The 23,889-nt window shown below is 57.3% G+C and carries 38 protein-coding genes and 1 tRNA gene; 2 read left to right on the forward strand and 37 right to left on the reverse strand.

Features of this window, described 5'->3' with window-relative positions:
* Positions 1 to 14: 14 nt before the first annotated feature.
* From rpmJ to HMPREF1147_RS01640, 30 genes are all read right to left on the reverse strand, one after another.
* Positions 15 to 128, reverse strand: a complete 114-nt coding sequence (rpmJ, locus tag HMPREF1147_RS11515; protein WP_006307538.1) for a 50S ribosomal protein L36 — start codon at positions 126 to 128, stop codon at positions 15 to 17.
* A 113-nt stretch (positions 129 to 241) separates the two neighbouring features.
* Positions 242 to 460 (reverse strand): translation initiation factor IF-1, encoded by a 219-nt coding sequence (infA, locus tag HMPREF1147_RS01500; protein ID WP_006307539.1) that lies wholly within the window; start codon positions 458 to 460, stop codon positions 242 to 244.
* 18 nt (positions 461 to 478) lie between these two features.
* On the reverse strand, positions 479 to 1,123 hold the full coding sequence (locus HMPREF1147_RS01505) for an adenylate kinase (protein WP_009657372.1): 645 nt from the start codon (positions 1,121 to 1,123) through the stop codon (positions 479 to 481).
* A 10-nt stretch (positions 1,124 to 1,133) separates the two neighbouring features.
* Positions 1,134 to 2,390, reverse strand: a complete 1,257-nt coding sequence (gene secY, locus HMPREF1147_RS01510; protein ID WP_009657360.1) for a preprotein translocase subunit SecY — start codon at positions 2,388 to 2,390, stop codon at positions 1,134 to 1,136.
* Between the two features lies 1 nt (position 2,391).
* A complete protein-coding gene (gene rplO, locus HMPREF1147_RS01515; protein WP_009657268.1) occupies positions 2,392 to 2,835 on the reverse strand; it encodes a 50S ribosomal protein L15 in 444 nt (147 codons plus the stop codon).
* Between the two features lie 20 nt (positions 2,836 to 2,855).
* Positions 2,856 to 3,041 (reverse strand): 50S ribosomal protein L30, encoded by a 186-nt coding sequence (rpmD, locus tag HMPREF1147_RS01520; protein WP_009349632.1) that lies wholly within the window; start codon positions 3,039 to 3,041, stop codon positions 2,856 to 2,858.
* Positions 3,042 to 3,056: 15 nt separating this feature from the next.
* Entirely contained in the window at positions 3,057 to 3,563 is a 507-nt protein-coding gene (rpsE, locus tag HMPREF1147_RS01525; RefSeq protein ID WP_009438293.1) for a 30S ribosomal protein S5, read from the reverse strand.
* Between the two features lie 12 nt (positions 3,564 to 3,575).
* On the reverse strand, positions 3,576 to 3,935 hold the full coding sequence (rplR, locus tag HMPREF1147_RS01530) for a 50S ribosomal protein L18 (RefSeq protein WP_009349630.1): 360 nt from the start codon (positions 3,933 to 3,935) through the stop codon (positions 3,576 to 3,578).
* A gap of 21 nt (positions 3,936 to 3,956) precedes the next feature.
* Positions 3,957 to 4,508 carry a 50S ribosomal protein L6 gene (gene rplF, locus HMPREF1147_RS01535; protein ID WP_009657417.1) on the reverse strand — a complete coding sequence of 184 codons (552 nt, stop codon included), beginning with the start codon at positions 4,506 to 4,508 and terminating at the stop codon, positions 3,957 to 3,959.
* Positions 4,509 to 4,530: 22 nt separating this feature from the next.
* Entirely contained in the window at positions 4,531 to 4,929 is a 399-nt protein-coding gene (rpsH, locus tag HMPREF1147_RS01540; protein WP_009349628.1) for a 30S ribosomal protein S8, read from the reverse strand.
* A gap of 27 nt (positions 4,930 to 4,956) precedes the next feature.
* Complete coding sequence (locus HMPREF1147_RS01545) at positions 4,957 to 5,142, reverse strand: type Z 30S ribosomal protein S14 (RefSeq protein WP_006307548.1); 186 nt, start codon at positions 5,140 to 5,142, stop codon at positions 4,957 to 4,959.
* 18 nt (positions 5,143 to 5,160) lie between these two features.
* On the reverse strand, positions 5,161 to 5,700 hold the full coding sequence (gene rplE / locus HMPREF1147_RS01550) for a 50S ribosomal protein L5 (RefSeq protein ID WP_006307549.1): 540 nt from the start codon (positions 5,698 to 5,700) through the stop codon (positions 5,161 to 5,163).
* 28 nt (positions 5,701 to 5,728) lie between these two features.
* On the reverse strand, positions 5,729 to 6,055 hold the full coding sequence (rplX, locus tag HMPREF1147_RS01555) for a 50S ribosomal protein L24 (protein ID WP_009349627.1): 327 nt from the start codon (positions 6,053 to 6,055) through the stop codon (positions 5,729 to 5,731).
* 15 nt (positions 6,056 to 6,070) lie between these two features.
* Entirely contained in the window at positions 6,071 to 6,439 is a 369-nt protein-coding gene (rplN, locus tag HMPREF1147_RS01560) for a 50S ribosomal protein L14 (RefSeq protein WP_009349626.1), read from the reverse strand.
* A gap of 14 nt (positions 6,440 to 6,453) precedes the next feature.
* The gene (gene rpsQ / locus HMPREF1147_RS01565; RefSeq protein ID WP_009349624.1) at positions 6,454 to 6,711 is read right to left on the reverse strand and encodes a 30S ribosomal protein S17; all 258 of its coding nucleotides are present in this window, start codon (positions 6,709 to 6,711) and stop codon (positions 6,454 to 6,456) included.
* A gap of 57 nt (positions 6,712 to 6,768) precedes the next feature.
* Complete coding sequence (gene rpmC / locus HMPREF1147_RS01570; protein ID WP_006307553.1) at positions 6,769 to 6,960, reverse strand: 50S ribosomal protein L29; 192 nt, start codon at positions 6,958 to 6,960, stop codon at positions 6,769 to 6,771.
* On the reverse strand, positions 6,950 to 7,387 hold the full coding sequence (rplP, locus tag HMPREF1147_RS01575) for a 50S ribosomal protein L16 (protein WP_009349623.1): 438 nt from the start codon (positions 7,385 to 7,387) through the stop codon (positions 6,950 to 6,952). The genes rpmC and rplP overlap by 11 nt, the downstream gene beginning before the upstream one ends.
* Positions 7,387 to 8,058 (reverse strand): 30S ribosomal protein S3, encoded by a 672-nt coding sequence (gene rpsC, locus HMPREF1147_RS01580; protein ID WP_009349622.1) that lies wholly within the window; start codon positions 8,056 to 8,058, stop codon positions 7,387 to 7,389. Before rpsC ends, rplP begins: the two co-directional genes overlap by 1 nt.
* A 16-nt stretch (positions 8,059 to 8,074) precedes the next feature.
* Positions 8,075 to 8,413 carry a 50S ribosomal protein L22 gene (gene rplV / locus HMPREF1147_RS01585; RefSeq protein ID WP_006307561.1) on the reverse strand — a complete coding sequence of 113 codons (339 nt, stop codon included), beginning with the start codon at positions 8,411 to 8,413 and terminating at the stop codon, positions 8,075 to 8,077.
* An 18-nt stretch (positions 8,414 to 8,431) separates the two neighbouring features.
* Positions 8,432 to 8,713 (reverse strand): 30S ribosomal protein S19, encoded by a 282-nt coding sequence (rpsS, locus tag HMPREF1147_RS01590; protein ID WP_006695832.1) that lies wholly within the window; start codon positions 8,711 to 8,713, stop codon positions 8,432 to 8,434.
* A gap of 60 nt (positions 8,714 to 8,773) precedes the next feature.
* A complete protein-coding gene (rplB, locus tag HMPREF1147_RS01595) occupies positions 8,774 to 9,601 on the reverse strand; it encodes a 50S ribosomal protein L2 (protein WP_009657263.1) in 828 nt (275 codons plus the stop codon).
* A gap of 20 nt (positions 9,602 to 9,621) precedes the next feature.
* Entirely contained in the window at positions 9,622 to 9,903 is a 282-nt protein-coding gene (gene rplW, locus HMPREF1147_RS01600; protein ID WP_009349619.1) for a 50S ribosomal protein L23, read from the reverse strand.
* Positions 9,903 to 10,526: a 50S ribosomal protein L4 gene (gene rplD, locus HMPREF1147_RS01605; protein ID WP_009657288.1), complete on the reverse strand. Its 624-nt coding sequence runs from the start codon at positions 10,524 to 10,526 to the stop codon at positions 9,903 to 9,905. Before rplD ends, rplW begins: the two co-directional genes overlap by 1 nt.
* Positions 10,527 to 10,544: 18 nt before the next feature.
* Positions 10,545 to 11,198, reverse strand: coding sequence for a 50S ribosomal protein L3 (gene rplC / locus HMPREF1147_RS01610; RefSeq protein WP_009657411.1), 654 nt, complete (start codon positions 11,196 to 11,198; stop codon positions 10,545 to 10,547).
* Between the two features lie 17 nt (positions 11,199 to 11,215).
* Positions 11,216 to 11,527: a 30S ribosomal protein S10 gene (gene rpsJ, locus HMPREF1147_RS01615; RefSeq protein WP_006695835.1), complete on the reverse strand. Its 312-nt coding sequence runs from the start codon at positions 11,525 to 11,527 to the stop codon at positions 11,216 to 11,218.
* A gap of 212 nt (positions 11,528 to 11,739) precedes the next feature.
* Positions 11,740 to 12,927, reverse strand: a complete 1,188-nt coding sequence (tuf, locus tag HMPREF1147_RS01620) for an elongation factor Tu (protein ID WP_009349616.1) — start codon at positions 12,925 to 12,927, stop codon at positions 11,740 to 11,742.
* A 14-nt stretch (positions 12,928 to 12,941) separates the two neighbouring features.
* Positions 12,942 to 15,020 carry an elongation factor G gene (gene fusA, locus HMPREF1147_RS01625; protein ID WP_009657363.1) on the reverse strand — a complete coding sequence of 693 codons (2,079 nt, stop codon included), beginning with the start codon at positions 15,018 to 15,020 and terminating at the stop codon, positions 12,942 to 12,944.
* Between the two features lie 33 nt (positions 15,021 to 15,053).
* Positions 15,054 to 15,524, reverse strand: a complete 471-nt coding sequence (gene rpsG, locus HMPREF1147_RS01630) for a 30S ribosomal protein S7 (RefSeq protein ID WP_009657301.1) — start codon at positions 15,522 to 15,524, stop codon at positions 15,054 to 15,056.
* A 33-nt stretch (positions 15,525 to 15,557) separates the two neighbouring features.
* The gene (gene rpsL / locus HMPREF1147_RS01635) at positions 15,558 to 15,935 is read right to left on the reverse strand and encodes a 30S ribosomal protein S12 (protein WP_006307578.1); all 378 of its coding nucleotides are present in this window, start codon (positions 15,933 to 15,935) and stop codon (positions 15,558 to 15,560) included.
* A gap of 64 nt (positions 15,936 to 15,999) precedes the next feature.
* Positions 16,000 to 16,245, reverse strand: coding sequence for a ribosomal L7Ae/L30e/S12e/Gadd45 family protein (locus HMPREF1147_RS01640; RefSeq protein ID WP_009657326.1), 246 nt, complete (start codon positions 16,243 to 16,245; stop codon positions 16,000 to 16,002).
* A 51-nt stretch (positions 16,246 to 16,296) separates the two neighbouring features.
* Between HMPREF1147_RS01640 and HMPREF1147_RS12130 the strand changes: the two genes are divergently transcribed.
* Positions 16,297 to 16,572: a hypothetical protein gene (locus HMPREF1147_RS12130; RefSeq protein ID WP_009657334.1), complete on the forward strand. Its 276-nt coding sequence runs from the start codon at positions 16,297 to 16,299 to the stop codon at positions 16,570 to 16,572.
* Here the strand turns inward: HMPREF1147_RS12130 and HMPREF1147_RS01645 are convergent.
* The 5 genes from HMPREF1147_RS01645 to HMPREF1147_RS01665 all read right to left on the reverse strand — a co-directional run bounded on the left by HMPREF1147_RS01645 (position 16,569) and on the right by HMPREF1147_RS01665 (position 22,709).
* Positions 16,569 to 17,027 (reverse strand): hypothetical protein, encoded by a 459-nt coding sequence (locus HMPREF1147_RS01645; RefSeq protein WP_009657366.1) that lies wholly within the window; start codon positions 17,025 to 17,027, stop codon positions 16,569 to 16,571. The genes HMPREF1147_RS12130 and HMPREF1147_RS01645 overlap by 4 nt on opposite strands.
* Positions 17,028 to 17,070: 43 nt before the next feature.
* Positions 17,071 to 19,095, reverse strand: a complete 2,025-nt coding sequence (locus HMPREF1147_RS01650) for an LTA synthase family protein (protein ID WP_009657424.1) — start codon at positions 19,093 to 19,095, stop codon at positions 17,071 to 17,073.
* Between the two features lie 69 nt (positions 19,096 to 19,164).
* Positions 19,165 to 20,361: an FtsW/RodA/SpoVE family cell cycle protein gene (locus tag HMPREF1147_RS01655; RefSeq protein WP_009657273.1), complete on the reverse strand. Its 1,197-nt coding sequence runs from the start codon at positions 20,359 to 20,361 to the stop codon at positions 19,165 to 19,167.
* The gene (trmB, locus tag HMPREF1147_RS01660) at positions 20,361 to 21,020 is read right to left on the reverse strand and encodes a tRNA (guanosine(46)-N7)-methyltransferase TrmB (RefSeq protein ID WP_009657332.1); all 660 of its coding nucleotides are present in this window, start codon (positions 21,018 to 21,020) and stop codon (positions 20,361 to 20,363) included. Before trmB ends, HMPREF1147_RS01655 begins: the two co-directional genes overlap by 1 nt.
* Before the next feature lie 48 nt (positions 21,021 to 21,068).
* Positions 21,069 to 22,709, reverse strand: coding sequence for a ShlB/FhaC/HecB family hemolysin secretion/activation protein (locus tag HMPREF1147_RS01665; protein WP_037350983.1), 1,641 nt, complete (start codon positions 22,707 to 22,709; stop codon positions 21,069 to 21,071).
* 206 nt (positions 22,710 to 22,915) lie between these two features.
* Between HMPREF1147_RS01665 and HMPREF1147_RS01670 the strand changes: the two genes are divergently transcribed.
* On the forward strand, positions 22,916 to 23,386 hold the full coding sequence (locus HMPREF1147_RS01670; RefSeq protein WP_009657356.1) for a low molecular weight protein-tyrosine-phosphatase: 471 nt from the start codon (positions 22,916 to 22,918) through the stop codon (positions 23,384 to 23,386).
* A gap of 90 nt (positions 23,387 to 23,476) precedes the next feature.
* Here HMPREF1147_RS01670 and HMPREF1147_RS01675 read toward each other — a convergent pair.
* Positions 23,477 to 23,552: transfer RNA gene (locus HMPREF1147_RS01675), tRNA-Gln, on the reverse strand.
* Between the two features lie 129 nt (positions 23,553 to 23,681).
* Positions 23,682 to 23,889, reverse strand: a 208-nt coding sequence (locus HMPREF1147_RS12210) for a transposase (protein ID WP_369791731.1), incomplete at its 5' end; no start/stop codon positions are given.

Raw genomic sequence — 23,889 nt, forward strand, 5'->3', positions numbered from 1 at the left:
AATTACACCTCCTTTTATCCTTGTCTTTGTTTATGCTTGGGATTCTCGCAAATGACCATAACACGGCCCTTGCGCTTGATAATCTTGCATTTTTCACAGATTTTCTTGACAGACGGTCTTACTTTCACGACGCTTCCTCCTTCCGTCCTGCCTGCGTTCAAGTCGATCTTTCCTATTTTAGCACAAAATTTCTTTGATGAAAAGATTTTTTACGCTGCATACCTTGTTGCGCTATTATCTTTTATTTGAAGCGATAGGTAATTCGTCCGCGTGTCAGATCGTACGGGGTGAGTTCAATGGTCACTTTGTCGCCCGGCAGAATACGGATGAAGTTCATGCGTATCTTTCCGGAAACGTGAGCAAGGACGACATGTCCGTTCTCAAGCTCGACCTGGAACATCGCATTGGGGAGTTTTTCAACGACTCGTCCCTCTACCTCGATGACATCCTGTTTTGACATACTTCCCTTTCGCTCCTTTTACGCCCCAAGGGCGGCGGAAAGATCCGCCTCGACCTTTGCGATGTCCTGTCTGCCGTCGATCTCCTTGTAGACGCCGGCCTTCCGATAGTACTCGATCAGGGGACGCGTGGAGGATTCGTAGACGGAAAGACGGCTCTTCATGGTGTCCGCACTGTCGTCGGCGCGCTGATAAGTTTCGCCGCCGCAGTCGTCGCAGACGCCCTCGACTTTCGTCGGGTTAAATTTCACATGGAAGGAGTGTCCGCAGGATTTGCAGATACGCCGTCCGACGGCACGCTCGATGAGGTCTTCCGTCGGTACGTTGATGTTCAGTACCGCCGTGAGCTGAAGACCATTATCCTTTAGGATCTCTCCAAGTGCATCCGCCTGTTCCACGGTGCGCGGGAACCCGTCGAGGATGAAGCCCTTCCTGCAGTCGGGCTTGCTGAGACGCTCCCGCACAATACCGATGGTAACGCTGTCCGGCACAAGTTTGCCCGCATCCATATAGGACTTGACCTCTTTGCCGAGCGGTGTTCCCTCTTTCACTGCTTCACGAAACATATCACCCGTGGAGATGTGGAGAATACCGTATCGTTTTACAAGGTTCGTCGCCTGTGTGCCTTTGCCGGCACCCGGGGGACCCATTAAAATGATGTGCATAGACTCTCCTTTATTTCATGAAGCCTTCATAGTTGCGCATGACGACCATGGATTCGATCTGCTTCATCGTCTGCAGGGCAACGCCAACGACGATGAGCAGCGCCGTGCCGCCGAAGTACACGCCCTGAATATGCGTCGCCCCCGCTACCATATTCGGCAGGACGGCGATGAATGCGAGGAAGAAGGCTCCCGCGAGCGTGATGCGGGTCAGCACATAGTCCAGATAGTCCGCAGTCGCCTGTCCGGGGCGAAGCCCTGGGACAAAGCCGCCGTATTTCTTGAGGTTGTCCGCCATATCCTGGATCTTCACCGTCACGGATGTGTAAAAATAGGTAAAGAAGATGATCATGAGGACGTAGAGCGTCGTCTGGAGCGGTTTGCCCCACTCGAGATAACTCGCTACGGTCTTGACCCACGGGATGTCGATGAACTGCGCCACGGTAATTGGGAACATGAGCACCGACGAAGCGAAGATGATCGGGATAACGCCCGCCTGATTGACCTTGAACGGGATATGACTCGAATGCCCCGCCCCCATGCGTCCGCCAACAACACGCTTTGCATAGGTCACCGGAACACGGCGGAAGCCCGTCTCGACGTGGATAACAAAGACGATCATCGCCAGTGCAATCACGGCAAAGGCAAAGACGCTGAAATAGCTGATCGTGCCCGCCTTGAGGTAGGCGTAGATCGTGCCGATATTCTTCGGCAGCGCCGCGACGATACCGGCAAAGATGATCAGTGAGATCCCGTTGCCGACCCCGTTCGCGGTGATCTGCTCACCAAGCCACATGAGGAAGACGGTTCCTGCAGTGAGCGTGATGGCGATGATGAGGATATTCACGGGATTCGGATTGAGGATCGCACTTTTAAGACCGATCGACATGCCGATTGCCTGAAAGAATGCGAGCGCCACCGTCAGATACCGTGTGACCTTCGTCGTCTTCTTCTGCCCCTCCGCACCTTCCTTCGACCACTGCTCAAGCGTCGGTACAACGACGTTGAGGAGCTGGATAATGATGGCTGCGTTGATGTAGGGCGTGATGCTCATCGCAAAGACGGAAAATTTACTGAACGCACCGCCCGAAAAGAGGTCGAGCAGTCCGAACAGTGTCCCCTGCGCGAAGAGTTGTTCGATCGCGCTCGGGTCGACGCCGGGCACGGGAATATGCGTCCCCATGCGGAACACGGCGAACATGATGAGTGTGAATATGATCTTTTGGCGCAGTTCGGGAATCCGGAAGATATTTCCAAGGGCGTCGAGCACCTTAGATCACCTCGACTTTGCCGCCTGCCGCTGCGATCTTGTCCGCTGCCGACTGTGTAAAGCCGTTCGCACGGACGGTGAGGTTCTTAACCGTGAGCTCGCCGTCGCCAAGAATGCGAATGCCGTCACGGACATTCTTGAGGATGCCCGCCTCAATGAGGGCAACGGGGTCAACCGTCGTACCTTCTTCAAAGCAGTTCAGGCTCCCGACGTTCACCTCGGCAAAGGTCTTTGCCCAGATGTTCTTGAAGCCGCGCTTCGGGAGACGGCGATAGAGAGGCATCTGACCGCCTTCAAACCCGGTGCGGACGCCGCCGCCGGAGCGCGCCTTCTGCCCCTTCATGCCGCGGCCGGACGTCTTTCCGAGTCCGGAGCCGATGCCGCGTCCGACGCGCTTGCGCGTCTTCTTCGAACCTTCGGCAGGCTGTAGTTCATGCAGTTTCATAGATTCTTAGCCTCCCCTCTTCAGTCTGCGATCTCTTCCACCGTGATGAGGTGGGAGACTTTATGAAGCTGTCCACGCACGGCAGGCGTGTCGGGAAGCTCTTTTACGGAATTGCGCTTATGGAGCCCGAGGGACTTCACGGTCTTTCGCTGTGTCTCAGGACGACCGATCAGGCTTCGGGTCAAGGTAACTCTGACTTTTGCCATGTTCGTTTCTCCTTATCAGCCAAAGATCTCAGCCACGGATTTGCCGCGCAGAGCCGCAACCTCCGCCGGGCTCTTAAGCCCGAGGAGGCCTTCCATCGTGGCGCGCACCATGTTGTTCGGGTTGGACGAGCCGAGCGACTTCGTGAGGATGTCGCGGACGCCCGCAAGCTCGAGCACCGCACGCGCAGGACCGCCGGCGATGACACCGGTACCTTTGGCGGCGGGCTTTAGGAGCACGCGGCCGGCGCCGAAGATGCCCGTGATCTCATGCGTGATCGTGCGCTCTTCGCGCAGCGGCACTTCGATGAGGCTCTTTTTGGCATCCTCTACGCCCTTGCGGATCGCTTCGGGGACTTCTGCCGCTTTGCCGAGTCCGACGCCGACTTTGCCCTTCTTGTTGCCAACAACAACCAATGCGCTGAAGGAGGAGCGGCGGCCGCCCTTGACAACCTTCGATACGCGGTTGATGAATACGACACGCTCCTCAAACTCCGGCGTCTCGTTTTCGTTATGTCTAGCCATGCTTTCCCTCCTTTAGAATTTGAGTCCGGCTTCGCGTGCCGCCTCGGCGAGAGCAGCGACGCGGCCATGGTAAATGTAGCCGCCGCGGTCAAAGACGACCTCGGTGATGCCCTTTTCGAGGGCGCGCTTTGCAACAGCCTCGCCGATGAGTTTTGCCGCCGCAACATTGCCGCCGTACTGCGCGAAATCCTTGTCCTTGGAGCTCGCGGAGACGAGCGTCACGCCCTTTTCATCATCAATGATCTGTGCGTAGATGTTCTTGAGGCTGCGGAACACGTTGAGACGCGGACGCGCAGCTGTGCCCGCAATATGGTTGCGCACACGCAGATGGCGCTTCTGACGCGCCTTATTCTTATCCTGTTTGATAAGCACAGAGTGTCACTCCTCTCCTTCTTATTTCTTGCCCTTCGCGCCGGCTTTGCCCTCTTTGCGGCGGACATGCTCTCCGGCGTACTTGATGCCCTTGCCCTTATACGGCTCGGGCTGACGATGGGCGCGAATCTCTGCGGCGGTCTGACCGACGGTCTCCTTATTGATGCCGGAGATCGTGATCACGGTTGCCGAGGGGCACTCGAACGTGATGCCCTCGGGCGGTTCGACGATCACGGGATGCGAGAAGCCGAGCGAGAGATTGAGGTTCTTGCCCTGCTTGGCCGCGCGGTAGCCGACGCCGCTGATTTCAAGGGTCTTTGTAAAACCTTCCGACACGCCGACCACCATGTTGTGGATGAGGCTGCGGGAAAGGCCGTGCAGCGACCTGTGCTGTTTATCGTCGGAAGGACGTGCGACCGTAACGACCGCGCCCTCGACGGTGATTTTCATATCCGGATGGATGACGCGTGAAAGCTCGCCCTTCGGGCCTTTGACCTTCACGAGATTATCCGCACCGACCGTGACGGTAACGCCGGACGGGATGTCAATCGGTGCTCTTCCAATTCTTGACATTCTTACACCTCCTGCCTGTGCATTACCATACGAATGCGAGCACTTCGCCGCCGAGACCTGCCTTGCGTGCATCCTTGTCGCTCATGATCCCCTTCGATGTGGAGATCACGGAGATGCCGAGGCCGCCGTAGACACGCGGGAGTGCATCGTGCTTTGCATACTGGCGCAGTCCGGGTTTCGAGACGCGCTTTAGGCCGGAGATAACATGCTCACGCTTTGCTCCATACTTCAGCGTGACGGTGAGAACGCCCTGCTTGCCGTCCTCTTTGAAGGTATAATCCTTGATGAAGCCTTCTTTTTTCAAGACCTCTGCAATCGCGGTCTTGACCTTTGACCCCGGGATTGCGACGCTCTCGTGGTAGACCGAGTTTGCGTTGCGGATGCGGGTCAGCATATCTGCAATAGGATCAGTCATTGCCATGAATCGATATCCTCCTTTGTGTTTGTCTTACCAGCTTGCCTTCGTTACACCAGGGATGGCGCCCTTGTAACTCTGCTCACGGAAGCAGATACGGCACATGTCGAATTTGCGGATATATCCGTGCGGACGTCCGCAGATCTTGCAGCGGTTATACTTGCGTGTCGAGAATTTGGGCTCTTTGCTCCATTTCTCAATCATTGCCTTCTTTGCCACAGTTGTTCCTCCTTGTGGTTACGCGCGGAACGGCATACCCATGAGACGGAGCAGCTCTTTAGCCTCTTCGTCGGTATGCGCGCTCGTGACGATGACGATATTCATGCCGCGGATCTTGTCGATCTTATCGTAGTCAATTTCGGGGAAAATGAGCTGTTCGCGCAGTCCCACGGCGTAGTTGCCGCGCCCGTCGAACGCCTTCTCACTGACGCCGCGGAAATCGCGGACGCGCGGAAGCGCCACATTCATGAATTTATCGAGGAACTGATACATACGCGTGCCGCGCAGCGTGACCTTGCAGCCGATCGGCATACCCTCGCGCAGCTTCCATGCGGCGAGAGATTTCTTCGCGCGCGTGAGCTGGGGCTTCTGACCTGCGATTGCGGTGAGATCCGTCACGGCGGCGTCGAGTGCCTTGGGGTTGCCGACGGCTTCGCCGACGCCCATGTTGATGATGACCTTCTCGACTTTGGGGAGCTGCATAACGTTCTTATAGCCGAACTTTTCGGTCAGCGCCGGGGCAACTTCCTTCTGATACTTTTCCTTGAGTCTTTCCACTTTGCGTATTCCTCCTTTCCGCTAAAGATTACTGCTCGATCGCTTCGCCGCACTTCTTGCAGGCACGGATCTTGCGCCCGTCAACGAAGCGGTGTGCGATGCGCGTGGCCTTACCGCAGGCGGGGCAGACGAGCTGCACCTTACTCGCGAAGAGCGGCGCTTCCTTCGTGATGATTCCGCCCTGCGGAGCACTCTGGCTGGGTTTCGTGTGGCGCTTCACCTTGTTGACGCCCTCGACGATGACCTTGCCCTTCTTGGGCTGCGCCTCGATGACCTTGCCCTGCTTGCCCTTATCCTTGCCGGAAAGAACGAGAACCGTATCGCCCTTCTTGACATTCAGCTTTGCCAGCGACAAAATAACACCTCCTCCTCAAAGTACTTCGGGAGCGAGCGAGACGATCTTCATGAAATCCTTCTCGCGCAGCTCGCGGGCAACGGGTCCAAAAATGCGCGTTCCGCGCGGAGTGTGATCGTCTTTGATGATCACTGCTGCATTCTCGTCAAAACGGATGTAGGAACCGTCGGCGCGGCGCTTGCCCTTGACGCTGCGAACGACGACCGCCTTCACGACGTCGCCCTTCTTCACGGTACCGCCCGGCGCCGCCGACTTCACCGATGCGACGATCACGTCGCCGATGTTGGCATACTTGCGGTACGAGCCGCCCAGCACACGAATGCAGAGGATTTCCTTGGCTCCTGTGTTATCGCCGACATTCAGGATTGTTTCCTGCTGTATCATTGATTGCTTCCTCCTTACTTCGCGCGCTCGACGATCTCAACGACGCGCCAGCGCTTCGTGCGCGAGAGCGGACGCGTCTCCATGATGGACACGCGGTCGCCGATGTGGGCGTCGTTCTTCTCGTCATGTGCGTGGAACTTCACGGTCTTTTTGACCGGCTTTTTATACATCTTATGCTGTTCGAGCTCTTCGACAGCGACGACAACCGTCTTGTCCATCTTATCGGACACGACTTTGCCGACTCTTACCTTGCGTACGTTTCTATCGCTCATATTGGATGAGCCTCCTTCCTTCTGCGTATCTTTTCGGCTGCTGCCCCATCCTCTCGATTAGGCGTTCGCCTGCTCGCGCTGAATGGTCTTGATGCGGGCAATCGTCTTCTTTACGTCCTTGATACGCATCGGGTTGTCGAGCTGTCCTGTGGCGTGCTGAAAACGGAGGCCAAAGAGCTCTTCCTTGAGCGACGCGAGTTTTTCCGTGAGCTCGTCGGCGCTCAGACCGCGGATCTCATCAACCTTCATTCACTTCACCGCCCTCTAGTTCTTCCCGTACGACAAATTTCGTCTTGATCGGGAGCTTGTGTCCCGCGAGGCGCATTGCCTCCGCCGCCACATCGCGTGCGACGCCGTCCATCTCAAAGAGGACGCGGCCGGGCTTTACGACGGCAACCCAGTACTCGGGCGAGCCCTTGCCGGACCCCATGCGGGTCTCGGCGGGTTTTGCCGTGACCGGCTTATCCGGGAAAATCTTGATCCAAACTTTACCGCCGCGCTTGATGTAGCGCGTCATAGCGATACGCGCCGCCTCGATCTGGCGGTTCGTGATCCATGCGGGCTCCAGGGCGACGAGGCCGTACTGACCGTGGCTGACCGTGTTGCCGCGCTGTGCCTTGCCCTTCATACGGCCGCGGAACTGCTTGCGGTATTTAACGCGCTTTGGGAGTAACATTATGCCTCGCTCCTTTCCTTGGCGGCTTTCGGCTGCTGTTTCTTATCAGGGAGCACTTCGCCCTTGAAGATCCAAACTTTAATGCCGATGCGGCCGTAGGTTGTGTGCGCCTCGGCCGTGCCGTAGTCGATATCTGCACGAAGTGTGTGCAGAGGGATGCTGCCCTCACGGTAGGACTCGCGGCGTGCGATTTCCGCACCGCCGAGACGTCCGCTGACGGCGATCTTAATGCCCTTTGCGCCGAGACGCATCGTGCGTCCGACCGCCTGCTTCATCGCGCGGCGGAACGCAATGCGGCGCTCGAGCTGCGCGGCGATGTTCTCTGCGACGAGCGTCGCATCGAGATCGGGCTGCTTGATTTCTGCAATATTGATATCAACGCGCTTATCGGTAAGCCCCTTGAGGCCTTCCTTGATCTGCTCAATGCCTGAGCCGCCGCGCCCGATGACCATGCCCGGCTTTGCCGTATGGATCGTGAGCTTCAGGCGGTTCTTGCTGCGCTCGGTTTCAACGCGCGGCACGCCTGCGGTCTGGAGGCTCTTCTTGAGGTAATCGCGAATCTTAATGTCCTCGTGCAGATTCTGCGCGAAATCCTTATCTGCATACCAGCGGGCATCCCAATCCTTGACGATGCCAAGGCGAATGCCATGGGGATTTACTTTCTGACCCAAACTGTTTCCCTCCTTATTACTTTTCGTTTACGGCAACCGTGATATGGGACGTGTGCTTCAAGATTTTGAACGCCTGTCCGCGGGAACGCGGATGAATGCGCTTGAGCGTCGGTCCCTGGTCAACGAAAGCTGAGGAAATGAACAGTCGATCCACATCCATGTCGAAGTTGTTCTCCGCATTTGCGACGGCGGAGCGGAGCACCTTCTCCACGGCATCCGCGCCGACCTTCGGCGTGAATTTCAGGATTGCGAGAGCGTCGGCGACGCTCTTGCCGCGCACGAGGTTCATCACGATGCGAACCTTGCGCGGCGCGATACGGATGTATTTGGCAGTAGCCTTTACTTCCTGTGCCACGAATCGTCCTCCTCTCTATCAGCGCAGCGAGGTCTTGCGCTCTTCGCCTGCGTGACCCTTAAATGTGCGTGTCGGTGCAAATTCACCGAGCTTATGTCCGACCATATCCTCCGTGACATACACGGGAACATGCTTGCGGCCGTCATGGACGGCAATGGTATGTCCAACAAAGTCAGGGAAGATCGTCGAGCTGCGTGACCACGTGCGCACGACCTTCTTCTCGTTCTTCTCGTTGAGCGCCTCAATCTTCTTCATCAGGCTCTCTGCGACGAAAGGCCCTTTTTTAATCGATCTTGACAAAGTTTCTCCTCCTTTCGCCGGGCGGCAGGTGCGCGTCCGGCGAGGCTCTATCGGGGTTGATTATTTACGGCGGTGAACGATGAGGCGATTCGACGCTTTCTTCTTCTTGCGCGTCTTCTTGCCCATCGCGATCTTGCCCCACTTCGTCATCGGGCTCTTGCGTCCGACCGGCGAACGACCCTCGCCGCCGCCGTGCGGATGGTCGTTCGGGTTCATAACGGTACCGCGTACCTCGGGACGGCGCCCGAGCCAGCGGCTGCGTCCCGCCTTGCCGATGGTGATATTCTCATGCTCGAGGTTGCCGACCTCGCCGATCGTCGCACGGCAGTTGATGTGCACGCGGCGAATCTCGCCCGACGGCATACGGAGCAGCGCGTAGCTGCCTTCCTTTGCCATGAGCTGCGCCGAGGTTCCGGCGCTGCGGACGAGCTGGGCGCCCTTGCCGATCTTGAGCTCAACGGCATGGATGACCGTACCGAGCGGGATATTCTTCAGCGGAAGTGCGTTGCCCGGCTTGATGTCGGATTCGGGACCCGACTCGACAATCGTGCCGACCTTCAGTCCGTTCGGTGCGAGGATATAGCGTTTCTCTCCGTCCGCGTAGTTCAAAAGCGCGATGCGCGCGCTGCGGTTCGGATCGTATTCAATCGTTGCGACACGGGCGGGGATACCGTCCTTCGTGCGCTTAAAATCAATGATGCGGTAGAGCCGCTTGTGTCCGCCGCCGCGATGGCGTACGGTCAGTTTTCCCTGCTGGTTGCGCCCGCCCGTTTTCGTCAGGCGAACCGTGAGGGACTTCTCCGGCTTGTCCGTTGTGATCTCATCGAAGGAAGAGACCGTCATGAAGCGTCTGCCGGCAGAATACGGCTTAAAACTCTTTACTGCCACGTTCGTACCTCCCTTTCGTCTCAGCCTTCAAAGAACTCGATGGTCTCGCCCGGTGCGAGTTTTACGATGGCCTTCTTATAGTCCGGACGCTTGCCCTGCGTGCGTCCCATGCGCTTCGTCTTGCCGAGGACGTTCACGGTATTGACCTTTGCGACCTTCACCTTGAAGATCTCTGCGACCGCCTTTGCGATCTCAATTTTGTTGGCAGCCTTTGCAACGACGAAGACGTATTTGCCCTCCGCCATGAGCTGCGTCGTCCGCTCCGTGATGAGCGGGCGAACGAGAATATCGCGTGCTTCCATTATGCGAATACCTCCTCGATACGGGTGACGGCATCCTTCGTAATGAAGAGCTTATCGTGATGGAGAATGTCAAAGACATTGATGCCGGCTGCCGTGACGGCCTTCACACCCGGAATATTGCTCGTTGACCGTGCGACATTCACGGCTTCGTCCGCCGTGATGAAAAGACTCTTTGCGTCGACGCCGAAATCGTTCAGGAGCTTCACTGCCTGCTTCGTCTTCGGCGCGTCGAAATCAAGGCTATCAAGGACGATAAAGTCACCCGTGCGCACCTTATCCGACAGCGCGCATTTGAGGGCGAGACGGCGCTGCTTGCGCGGCATCGTAAAGCCGTACTTGCGTGGATGCGGTCCAAAGACCGTACCGCCGCCGACCCACAGCGGGCTGCGCGTCGAACCTGCGCGGGCACGCCCCGTGCCCTTCTGGCGCCACGGCTTTTTGCCGCCGCCGCGCACGAGTCCGCGCGTCTTTGTGGCATGCGTGCCGAGACGCTGCGATGCGAGCTGGAGGACAACCGCCTGATGAAGGAGGCCGGCATTCATTTCGACATTGAAGAAATCGTCGCTGAGGTCGATCTCGCCGACCTGCTTATGCGACATATCGTATACTGCTACATTTGCCATACTGCTGTTCCTCCTTCCTTATTCTTTCGCTGCCTTCGCGGGCTTTACGGTATCCTTAATGACGACAAATCCCTTCTTGGGTCCCGGAATCGCGCCTTTGATGAGGATAAGGTTGCGGTCGGTGTCCACGCGGACAACCATCAGGCGCTGTACCGTGACGCGCTCGCCGCCCATGCGGCCGGGGAGCTTCTTGCCCTTGAGGACGCGTCCGCCGGGACCCGAGATCATCGCACCTGTTGAACCGGGTTCACGGTGCGACTTCGAGCCGTGTCCCATGGGGCCGCGTGCAAAGTTGTGGCGCTTGATGCCGCCTGCAAAACCTTTGCCCTTCGAGGTGCCGACCACATCGACGAGGTCGCCCTCTGCGAAGATGTCGACGCCGATCGTGTCGCCTACATTATATTCGGAAGGAGCCGAAAGGCGCATTTCACGAATGAAGCGCACTGCCTTCACGCCCGCCTTCTCAAACTGTCCCTTGAGCGGCTTCGTGACATTCTTTTCCTTCACGTCGCCAAATCCAATCTGCACAGCGTTATAGCCGTCCGTCTCGTTGGTCTTATTGCGGAGCACCAAATTGTTGCCCGACTCGACGACCGTCACGGGAACGACGCGGCCTTCCTCTGTGAAGATCTGGGTCATGCCCAGTTTTCTTCCTAAAATAGCCTTAGCCAAGGCTTCCACCTCCTATTTTAGAGCTTAATCTCGATGTCAACGCCGGCAGGCAGATCGAGCCGCATGAGCGAATCGACCGTCTTGTTCGTCGGCTGCAGGATGTCGATGAGGCGCTTGTGCGTACGCATCTCAAACTGCTCGCGCGAGTCCTTGTTGACGTGCGGAGAGCGGAGAATCGTGTAGACGTTCTTCTCCGTCGGAAGTGGGATGGGTCCCGAGACCATTGCGCCCGTCTTCTTTGCCGTGTCGACGATCTTCGCCGCACTCTGATCGAGCGCCTTGTGGTCATAGGCTTTCAAACGAATTCTGATTTTCTGCTGTTTCGCCAAAATAGTTTTCCTCCTTCGTCCGGGGTCTCGCCCCAAACATTTCTCCACGGCAGTTCCCTCTGCCCCGCCGGGGCATAGCCATCTGCCATGTCATCGCATGGAGTACATCGTTTCATATGATTCCAAAAGATGAATGTAAGAAGTTTTGTCATACTCCCTCGAAAAGGAGCGACGCGGTGCGCCGCTCCTCCTCATGGGAATATCAAATGGGATTAACCCTCGATTGCCGTAACACGACCTGCGCCGACCGTATGGCCGCCCTCGCGGATAGCGAAGCGGAGACCCTGCTCGATCGCGATCGGGGTGATGAGCTCGACTTCCATTTCGACGTTATCGCCGGGCATGACCATCTCGGTGCCCTCGGGGAGACGGACAACGCCCGTCACGTCCGTCGTGCGGAAGTAGAACTGGGGACGATAGTTCGTGAAGAACGGCGTATGACGTCCGCCCTCTTCCTTCGTCAGGACATAGACCTGCGCCTTGAACTTCGTGTGGGGCTTAATGGAACCCGGCTTCGCGAGAACCTGGCCGCGCTCGATGTCCTTGCGGTCAACGCCGCGGAGCAGTGCGCCGATGTTGTCGCCCGCAACCGCGCTGTCGAGCAGCTTGCGGAACATCTCGATGCCCGTAACAACCGTGCTGCGTGCCTCATCCTGGAGGCCGACGATCTCAACCGTGTCGTTGAGCTTCAGCTCACCGCGCTCCACACGCCCCGTCGCGACCGTGCCGCGTCCCGTGATCGTGAAGACGTCTTCGACCGGCATGAGGAAGGGCTTATCCGTGTCGCGCACCGGCGTCGGGATGTACTTGTCGACCTCGTCCATAAGCTCGAGGATCTTTGCCTTCATTGCCTCGTCGCCCTCGAGCGCCTTGAGCGCCGAGCCTGCAACAACAGGGATGTCGTCGCCGGGGAACTCATACTGGGAGAGGAGTTCACGGACTTCCATCTCAACGAGCTCAAGAAGCTCGGGGTCGTCAACCTGGTCAACCTTGTTCAGGAACACAACGAGTGCCGGAACACCGACCTGGCGGGCAAGCAGGATGTGCTCGCGCGTCTGGGGCATGGGGCCGTCGGCGGCGGAGACCACAAGGATCGCGCCGTCCATCTGCGCCGCACCGGTGATCATGTTCTTGACATAGTCCGCGTGACCCGGGCAGTCCACGTGCGCATAGTGACGGTTGTCCGTCTCGTACTCAACGTGCGCCGTGTTGATCGTGATGCCGCGCTCGCGTTCCTCGGGAGCCTTGTCAATGTCCGCGTAGTCCTCGAACTTCGCGTAGCCCTTCTCGGAGAGCACCTTCGTGATTGCAGCCGTCAGCGTCGTCTTGCCGTGGTCAACGTGGCCGATCGTGCCGATGTTGACATGGGGCTTGCTGCGGTTAAACTTTTCCTTTGCCATTAAAAATTGCCTCCTTATTCGCCTTTGTTTTTGGCGACTACAGCGTCAGCTATATTCTTAGGAACTTCGTCGTAGAAGGAAACCTCCATCGAGTAGTTCCCACGGCCCTGAGTTTTGGAACGGAGATCCGTCGAGTAGCCGAACATCTCCGAGAGCGGAACGTACGCATTGATGACCTGCACGCCGTTGCGCGGCTCCATGCCGTCGATGCGCCCGCGGCGCGAGTTCAGGTCGCCGATAACGTCACCCATGTATTCTTCGGGCACCGTGACCTCAACCTTCACATACGGCTCGAGCAGGACAGGATTTGCCTTCTCGGCACCGGCTTTGAACGCCATCGAGCCTGCCACCTTGAACGCCGCCTCCGAGGAGTCGACTTCGTGGAACGATCCGTCGTAAACGACAACCTTGATGTCCACCATCGGATAGCCCGCGACAACGCCGCTCTCCATTGCCTGACGAACGCCCGCCTCGATCGGGTTGATGAATTCCTTCGGAATCACGCCGCCGACGACCTTGTTCTCGAACGTAAAGCCCTCGCCCGCTTCCTGCGGGAAGAGTTCGAGCCAGCAGTGACCGTACTGACCGTGACCGCCGGACTGGCGGACGAACTTGCCCTCGGACTTAACGGACTTGCGGATCGTCTCACGGTAGGCGACCTGCGGCTCGCCGACCTTGCAGTCGACCTTGAACTCGCGGAGCATACGGTCGACGATGATCTGCAGATGCAGCTCACCCATGCCCGAGATGATGACCTGTCCCGTCTCTGCGTCCGTATGAACGCGGAACGTTGGATCCTCCTCAGCAAGCTTTTGAAGGGCAATGCCCATCTTCTCCTGATCGTTCTTCGTTGCAGGTTCCACCGCAACGGAGATTACGGGATCGGGGAACTCCATCGACTCGAGAATGATCGGATGCGCTTCGTCGCACAGTGTATCGCCCGTCGTCGTGTTCTTGAGTCCGACGGCAGCAGCAATATCGCCGCTGTAGACCACATCGATCTCTTTGCGGTTGTTTGCATGCATCTGGAGGATACGCCCGATGCGCTCCTTGTTGTCCTTCGTCGCATTGAAGACGTAAGAGCCGGAGTTCAGCGTGCCGGAATATACACGGAAGAACGCAAGCTTACCGACGAACGGATCGGTCATAATCTTGAACGCAAGTGCCGAGAACGGTGCGCTGTCCGACGCGGGACGGCTGTCTGCCTCGCCGGTATCGGGATTCACGCCCGCAATCGGAGGAATATCCGTCGGTGCCGGCATATAGTCCACGATGGCGTCGAGCAGCGGCTGTACCCCCTTGTTGCGGTACGACGTGCCGCAGGTGACCGGAGTCATCTCGCAGGCGATGGTCGCCTTGCGGATCGCATGGCGGATCTCCGCCTCCGTGACCTCTTCGCCGCCGAGGTACTTCTCCATGAGTTCATCATCCGCCTCAGCGCACGCCTCGAGCAGCTTCTCGCGATATTCTTCCGCCTGCTCTTTGTACTCTGCGGGAATCTCAACCTCGTCGGTCACCTTGCCGAGATCGTCCTCATAGACGATGGCATCCATCTTCACGAGGTCGATGATGCCCTTAAACTCGTCCTCCGCGCCGATCGGCAGCTGAATCGCCACCGGATTTGCGTTGAGGCGCTCGCGCATCATCTTCATAACATTGAAGAAATCCGCGCCCGTAATGTCCATCTTGTTGACGTACGCCATGCGCGGAACGTTGTAACGCTCCGCCTGACGCCAAACCGTCTCCGTCTGCGGCTCGACACCGCCGCGCGCCGTGAGAACGGCGACCGTGCCGTCCAGAACGCGCAGCGAGCGCTCTACCTCGACCGTAAAGTCAACGTGACCTGGCGTATCAATAATATTGATGCGATGGTCTTTCCAGTGGCAGGTCGTCGCCGCCGACGTAATCGTAATGCCGCGTTCCTGTTCCTGAACCATCCAGTCCATTGTGGCTGCGCCTTCATGGACCTCGCCGATCTTGTGCGTTACGCCCGTGTAGAAGAGAATGCGCTCGGTGGTCGTCGTCTTGCCGGCATCGATGTGTGCCATGATGCCGATATTCCGCGTTTTTTCAAGGGAATATTCTCTTGCCACTGTTTCCTATCGCTCCTTACACTGCAGGTATTGTTACCAGCGATAATGCGCGAATGCCTTGTTGGCCTCCGCCATCTTGTGCGTATCTTCCTTCTTCTTAATTGCTGCGCCCGTATTGTTCGCAGCATCCATCAGCTCCGCCGACAGGCGCGCTTCCATCGTCTTTTCACCGCGCAGACGCGCATAGCTGACGAGCCAGCGAATGCCGAGCGTCATACGGCGATCCGCACGCACCTCGACAGGCACCTGATAGTTCGCACCGCCGACGCGGCGCGCTTTCACCTCGAGCACGGGCATAACATTGCGCAGCGCCGTCTCGAACACCTCGAGCGGATCCTGCCCTGTCTTCTCGCGAATTGTGTCGAACGCATCGTACACAACGCGCTCCGCGACACTCTTCTTGCCCGAGAGCATGACCTTGTTGATAAACTTCGTCACCGTCTTGGAATGATATACCGGATCCGGCAGAACATCCCGCTTCGGCACGGGGCCCTTACGTGGCATAGCCCAACCTCCTACCTAAAACGATATACTTCCTTACTTCTTCTTCGCACGCTTTGCGCCGTACTTCGAACGTCCCTGTGCGCGATCCTGCACACCGGCCGTATCGAGCGAGCCGCGGATGATATGATAGCGCACGCCCGGCAGATCCTTGACGCGGCCGCCGCGAATGAGGACGACGCTGTGCTCCTGCAGATTGTGTCCGATGCCGGGGATATATGCGGTCACCTCGATGCTGTTCGTCAGGCGAACACGAGCAACCTTTCTAAGAGCAGAGTTCGGCTTCTTCGGCGTGGATGTGTAAACACGCGTGCAGACCCCTCGCTTCTGCGGGCTGTTCTTCAGTGCTGGTGCTTTCGATTTCTCCTCAAGGCTCTTTCTGCTCTTTCGAATGAGCTGATTGATCGTTGGCATACTGCACCTCCTTCCTTTGTCGTCGAGTAACAATTCTTTTGTAGGAAAACGCATGGCTGCGTTTTTACCGTAGTATTGCGACCGCAGCGGCGCCTACATCAAGGCGCGCCCGCTCACCGAGCTCGTCTTTCGTCGCCGTGCGGTCAACTGCGACGCCCTTCTCCGCACACGCTGCAAGAAGCGTGTGCGTCACGCGTTCATCAGCGTCGGATGCAATGAATACCGTCTCCGCGGCGCCGCTCAGCACGGCACGTTCCACCTGCTTTACGCCCGCAATGCGGCGCGCAGAGCGCAGTTTCTCCAGAGACATATCCTCACCTCCAAAAAGGGGACTGTCACATAATATCATTCGCTAAAAACCTTGTCAACGCATATTTTACAAAGTTTTTCATTGACGCGTTTTCTAGCGTATCTTTCTGTAAAAAATCAGTGGTTTTTGAAATTTATTTTCCCGCTGCGTAAAAAAGCACCCCTGCCGGATGCAAAGGCGCTTTCTCTTGACGTCAGTTCTTCGGCAGGCGCGGCGTGCTCCTGTATCTCATCTCTCGGATTGCCCCTATCGGTACCTACAGCATATGGCGGACGCGAAATCTATTGCCTCAAAAAGAATCCGCGTTCTTCCCTTATAAGCACTTAACGAGGCAGAATCATATAGTGGATGATCCGCACCTTGTCAATCAGAAAATCCATAATTTCCTCGAACCGCGCTTCAAACTCCTCCTCCGTCAATAGAAAGTCACAGCCCGGCTCAGGCTCCACATAAGAATGCGTCCTCTCATCCCTTCCCAACAATGCAATTCGATATTTCTTTTCATCTGCATCATAATTTATCTTGATGCATTGATGAAATCGATGCCATTTATTCCATGTCTTATACTTTGTCATGCGCCACGGTTCGGAAGCCTGCCGCTCCGTCCGATACGCCGCCAAACTCTCCGCCAGCCCCTCCATGACACACTCTTTAAGCGCATCTCGTTCCACGGGAATATATCCCCCCATAGTCTGCCCAAATCCGGCGGGCACCGTGTAATGAAGCCCCCGCGACAGGGATTTATCCTTCCGATTGACATAAATACTGACGCTGCCTTCCATGATTTCCCTCCTCAGTCGAAGCTTTTGCTCATCTTTTTGTGCATCACAAGTTCCGATGCCCCGCAGATTCCAAAAGCTGCGGATGCCGCACATAATACGCCGCCATCTCGCACCAACCGTCACGCTCCTCTGCAAAGCGTTCCGCATCGTTCCGGCGCGGAATCTCGCCCGCCGACACGGCGAGTGTCTGCTCCGCGCGCTCGGCATAAAAGCCAATCTCGGCGCGCGTCACCCACGCATAGGGCGTAACGACACGGTCAATCGGCTCTGTCAACGGCCGCTCGATCGCATGGTATTCGAATCCCTGCGGTGCAATGAGTTCAAAGAGCGTCGGCAGGATATTCATATGTCCGCCGATGGTATTCCCTGCAAAGTGCGCGGGCGTCAGCTGCGGATGATGCATCGCAAAGGACGTTAGGACACGCTCGCGCAGGGCGATCTCCTTGCGTTCCAGAACCTCCGCCACCGGCAGCACGCCGCCCATATGGTCGCCCGTCACGATGAAGAGACTGTCCGGGAACGCCGCTCGCATTTCGTCAATGAACGCACAAAGAGCTCTGTCCGCATACCACGCACACGCCAGACCGCGCCGCCGGAGCCCCTTCTCGCGCAGCTCTGCGGGCGCATCCCGCAGAACCCGATCCGCATCAAATCCATAGTCCTCGAACGGCAGGAGGTAAGGTCCGTGATTCGACGTTGTATAGAGGAAGTGAAACCCGCGGTACTCCTCCGCCGCACGAATCCGCCGTGCAGCCTCTCTGAGAAAGATATGGTCATGCACGCCGAGCCATGTGCGCGGCGCATCCGGCGGGCAGATGTCGGGGCCGCCGTAAGACGCATCAAAGCCGACCGCCGGAAGGAAATGTGCGAGACTTCCCCAGTTCAAACCGCCGCCATACCAAAAATCCGTCCGGTACCCAAGCTCCTTCATTTGACGCGGCAGCGAGGTTGGCAGCGTCCCGCTCCAAAAATCCTTATTCTCATTCAGCTCCATATCCGCATCATAAATGCCGAGGAGCAGACTCGTGAGCGCCGGCTGCGAGATCATCCCCGCCGGGAGGAAATTATGGATGCTCACCGTATGAGGATCAGCGCGGAACCGCTCACTCGCCTCCATCAGATGCAGGTGCGCGAATGTCGCGTCAAAAAGAGCCTGCATATGGCTCTCTCCCAGCAGGAAGAAAATATGTCGGGGAGGTTCAATTCTGCTCCCCTGCGCGGTTCTTTTATATAGCTCGAGCGGACATTCGGCAAAGTCACGTCCGCCGGGCAGTACCGCTCTTATGATCCGCTGCGACTCCTCATCCGTATGTCTGAGCGCCTCGCGCGGCGGGCGTTTCCACACCATCTCGAGCGCGATAAAATCATCGATGGTCGCCTTGCCGAGCACGACGTCATTCTTCACGATCGGCGGCACCTCGTCCCACTCCGGCTTTTTCCGATGGCGGAACGTCCCACCGTAGCGCAGCCAGTAAAAGAGTGCAATCGCAGCGAGAAAGGTCGCCGTATTCGCCGCATACTGCGCGGCGCCCTCAAACGCAAACGGATATGCGACGGACGGCAGTGCAAGAAGCCCCCGCGCGGCGAGAGCACAGACCGCAAGATACGGAAAATAGCCGAGCAACAGCCACGCCCCATGATTTTGGTTGAAGAATATATCGGCAAAATTTCTCTTATCGGCATTTTTTCCAAGCCATACCGTTTGATTGAATGTATCGCGGAAATGTGCATAGAAAATCATCTTCCCAATGAACCCCGTATACAGCAGCGCCGCATAAAGGAGCACGAAAATCGTCCGCACCGTATCGGCGACGCTGAAATAAGCGGGCAGGAACGCCCCCGGCACGGACACAAAGAGCAAGAGGGCGAGATAGACATACGCGTTGAAATCCATCCCCCACCAAAAGCCGTAGTTAAAGCAGCCGAACCACTTGCGCCACTCGCCGCGCGGCGACTTTTTCGAACGGTAAATCAGGATGAAGATCAGGCGGAACACAGCGCAGATCATCGGCGGCAGGAGCGCGATTTTTAGATCCTGCTGCGCACCAAGAAAAAAATCACTGAACATCGAATTTCCTCACAAAAATACAATGATATTGAAAAACTGCCGCCCGCGCTCCCGCGTACGGCAGTCCCTTTATCGCACCACATGCATACGGCGGCGGCGTTCTTCCGCTTCCTCCTCTGCGCCGCGCCTCTGCGGCGCATCGCCGTCCGACGCACGGTCGTTTCGATCGGCAATGCCGAGCAGCATCCCCATCCCCGCCATCGTCACAACGAGTGAGGAGCCGCCGTAACTAATAAAGGGCAGCGGCACACCGACGACGGGGAGGAGTCCTGCAACCATCGCAAGATTTGCCAGCGCCTGACCGAGCACGAGAAAGACGATGCCGAGCGCGAGCACCTGCCCGAACACGTCTTTTGCCCGAGCCGCCACGCGAAGACAGTAGATGAGAAGCACCCCGATGAAGAAAAAAATGAGCAGCACACCGAGAAAGCCGTGTTCCTGACTAAAGATCGCAAAGGCAAAATCTGTATGTGCCTCCGGCAGATACTCATATTTGCTCACGCCGTCGCCGAAGCCCATCCCAAAGATACCGCCCGACCCAATCGTCGAAAGCGACTGCACCATCTGATACCCTGCGTCTCGTGCGTCCGACCACGGATCGATCCAGACCAGAATACGCTTCATACGGTAGGGCTGGAGCGCCCCGATTCCAAGGGCAATAATCCCGCCCAGCAGACCAAGCCCGCCCCAGTAAAACGGACGAACGAGCAGCGCAATCGCCATGAGAAGCGGCACACCGAACACGATGCACGCTGTGCCAAAATCCGGCTCACGGTAGACGAGAAACGCCATCACGAGAATCGCCCCGAACGGAACAACCACGCGCGGCCAGTCCTCCGCAATGTAAAAGTCCTCCTTCGAGAGCACCGACGAAATCGAAAACGCCCCCATCAGCACCGCCATGAGCTTTGCGAACTCTGCGGGCTGAAAACTAAGCGGTCCGAGTGAAATCCACCGCTGCGCACCGTTCACCGTCGTTCCCACAAAGAGCACCGCGACCAGCAGGAACAGCGTGATGCCGAGCCCCACGAACATCAGCCCGCGCCATTTGCGATAGTCTACTTTACGACAGATCACGCAGGCAATGATGCCGAAAAAGCTCCACAGTGCATGGCGCCCCAAGAAGAAATACGGATTCTCAAAATCCATCGCCGCAAGCACATAACTCGAGCTGAACACATTGACCAATCCCACCACGAGAAGAATCCCCATGATGATAACAATCGGCTCCGAATCGCTCTTAAAGAGCGTATAGCGCGTACGCATCAGTCGTGCTCCTGCGGCAGCCGCGCCGTGAGGCGCCCGATCTTCGCCCCGCGCGCGCTGAACTTGCGCTCGTACTCCGTCATGATATTCGACGGATCGCCGAGTGCGTGCAGATCATGTGTCACATCCGAGAGACGCCACCCCTCCTGCGCCATCGTCTCAAGAGAGTACGCAAATAAGCCCTCATTGTCCGTCTTGAACCGGATCTCGCCGTCCGGACGCAATACTTCCCGATAACGTGCAAGGAACACCTCGCTCGTCAGCCGCCGCTTCGCATGGCGCTTCTTCGGCCACGGGTCTGAAAAATTCAAATAGATACGCCAGACCTCCCCCGGCGCGAACAGTTCCGACAGATGCGCCGCATCAAAGACAAGCAGGCGCAGATTCTTCAGCTCCCGCTCCGCCGCCTTGCGCGCAGCAAAATAGAGCACGCCCTGCTGTGCCTCCAGCCCCACATAATTGACCTCCGGATGCCGTGCCGCCAGCTCCGTGATAAAATCGCCCTTGCCCACACCGATCTCAATATGAAGCGGCGCCGTGCGGCGAAATTCATCCGCCCATCGCCCCGCAAAATGCCGGACGTCCCCGCCGAGCGGCGTCACAAAATCCGCATAGTCCCGTATCGCCGTGTCAATCCACGGTTTTCGCCGCAGTCTCATATCCTGCCCCGTTCATCTCCGCTCTTTCTCGCCGCACCATCGTCGAAATTACCAAATCTTTCCCATGAGGAACCACACACGCCCCGACGCCGCATTCTTCGGCGCAACCTGCGCATCGAGACCAATGCGCCGTGCATAGTCGAGCCGCGCGAACCAGTCGCCCGGCTTATGATAAGCCGCCCCGACACCCCAGCCGCGCAGCGTCATGCGGTTCGGCGCGCCCGCCGGCGCGTTATGGCTAATACGTACTGTCCCCGCATCGTAGAACGTACTCATCGTCAGCCCGCGCAGCGGCGTATGCCAGCGCAGTTCCGCCGTGCCGAGCACGCCTTCGTCGCCCGATGCCTCTCCCTGCGCGTAGGCACGCACACCGTTCGGCCCCCCGAGATAAAAATCCTCCGAGCTGTCGAGGTTCTGCCACGATTTTTGCCCCGACACCTTGACCATGAGATCCGCCGCATTGCCGAGCCGCTGCACCGCCGTCATATCCGCTTCAACCTTCTCGTAAGCGCCTTCGTTCGTCCGGTTGATCATTCCGAGGATGCTCGAATACAACGAATCATAGGACAAACGTCCGAGCGTAAAGTTCATATTATAATTCAGCTGCAGCCCGCGCATCCGCTGCATCCCGACCAGCCCCGCATAGACGCTGTGCGTATGCTTCTTCCCTTCGAGATCAAAGCCCGTAATATCGTCGTTCAGCCTGCGGTAGTTATAGCCGTAACGCACCAGCAGGCTGCGGTTTGTCAGATGATAGAGCGGCGTCTGGGCAAAAAGCGTCATCGTCAGGGAATTCCCCTCCGCACCGATCGCCGCAAGCGCGCCGCCGACCTTGTAATTCATCCGTGCAATGCCGATGCCCGCCGTTGTCCCGCCGCGGCCGACTACCGTCTCATAGTTCACATAGAAATTCCGCAGGCTCCCGTTCGAAATAATCGTGCCCGCATTGACCTTATCCCCGCGCCCCGACGGATCGTAAAGCGTTTCCTGCAGGCCGTACCGGTAACGTCCTGTCCCTGTACTGCCGTAGTTCTCCACATAGAAAATCGTATTGGACTCCTTCGAATCCTCGATCCGCACCGTCAGATCGCTCGTCCCGAACGAAGCGCCCGGGCTCAGCACACCGACCGCGCGCGCCCCTGTCGCATCCGACACCGAGTAGAGCGCCGTCTCGAGCTTCGCCGACGTAATGATATCATTCTTCTTCAGCCCCGCAATGATACGCGCAGCAACGGGCGTCTTCAGGCGGCTCTTATTCTCAATGCGGATGTCATTGTAACGCCCTGGGATCACGCGCAGCACAATGACCCCGTCCATGCTCTCCTGCGGCGGCAGATACGCCGCAGCGGCAGGATAGCCATGCGTGCGGCAATACGTCGTCAATGCATCGACGGTGCGGCGCAGATCGGCGATCGTCTTGCCCGCCCCCATCCCCTCTTCGAGGATGCGTGAGAGCTCGTCCTTATCAAGATTCAGATCGGGCGCCTCAAGCACAAAATTCTCCACCGTAAAATGTGCTTCAAAGTCATCCTTTTGATAGGAAGGGATCCGATCCTCTACACCGATCTCGGAAGGCAGCGCCATCTCCGCAATATCCTCCCCCGGCCGCGCGAGTGACGGCGCGGCAAAGACGCTTGTCCCCGCTCCCGTACAGGCGGCGCAGACAACGGCGGCAAGCCAAAGACGCATCGTTCCGTATTTTTTCCGATGATATACAGCACTGCTCACGATTGCGGTTCACTCCCAAATCATAGTTCACCCAGTTCATTATTCCATTTGTATTCTAGCATCTTCATATACAAAAGACAAGCGCGCGGCAGTTGCGGCGCAGAGAGATTTACGGTAGAATCGGCAGTACCGGCGTTGAAAATACATCTCATAGGGAGGACGTATCCATGAAGAAAATACTATTCGTCTGCCACGGGAACATCTGCCGCTCTCCGATGGCGGAATTCGTCATGAAAGCATTGGTACAGGAAGCTGGGCGTGCGGACGAAATCAGCGTCACATCAAAAGCGATGCACACGGACGAAATCGGAAGCGATACGCATTACGGCACGCGCGAGGTGCTACGCGTACACGGTATCCCCTTTACAAAGCGGAGTGCCGCGCTCATGCAGCGCTCCGATTACGACACGTATGACTACATCGTCGGCATGGATCGTGAAAACATGCGCGACCTCGACCGCCTGACGGGCGGTGATCCGGCAGGAAAGACGTACAAACTCCTCTCCTTCATTGGAGAGCGCCGCGATGTCGCCGACCCGTGGTACACCGGAGACTTCGAAACCACCTACCGCGACGTCAACGCAGGGTGCCGTGCCCTCCTCGCGCAGATTTGCGGCGAGAATTCCGGGAACGCTTGACGATTGGCATCCCGCGGAGCAACGCTGCCGCGATACAAAATGAGCGCACAGAAAAACCGCAGCCGTTTGACTGCGGTTTTAATTTACAAATGGCAGGGGTAGCTGGACTCGAACCAACGCATGCGGGATTCAGAATCCCGTGCCTTACCAACTTGGCGATACCCCTATCGCTGCATGTCAGCAACATGGGAGATTATAGACGAATCCCATGCGGTTGTCAAGGAAATATTTTTGGAGAGCAGGCACACGTAAAGAGCCTAAATTGCAATAGCAAGTGGGACAAGTAGGGAAAAAGTTACGAGGCAGCGAATTGAGCAACATATGAATCGAAACGCTCTTTGGGTGTATCGTATCCGAGGATTTTCCTGGGGAGGTTATTCATCCAGTCCTCTACCTGTTGAATTGTGTCCGGCGTGAGGCAAGCAATATCGGTCCCCTTTGGGATAAAGCGTCGTACCATGCCGTTTTGGCGTTCATTAGTTCCGCGTTCACTTGGCGTATAA

The organism is Selenomonas sp. FOBRC9 (assembly GCF_000287655.1).
Classification (GTDB): Bacteria; Bacillota; Negativicutes; order Selenomonadales; family Selenomonadaceae; genus Centipeda; species Centipeda artemidis.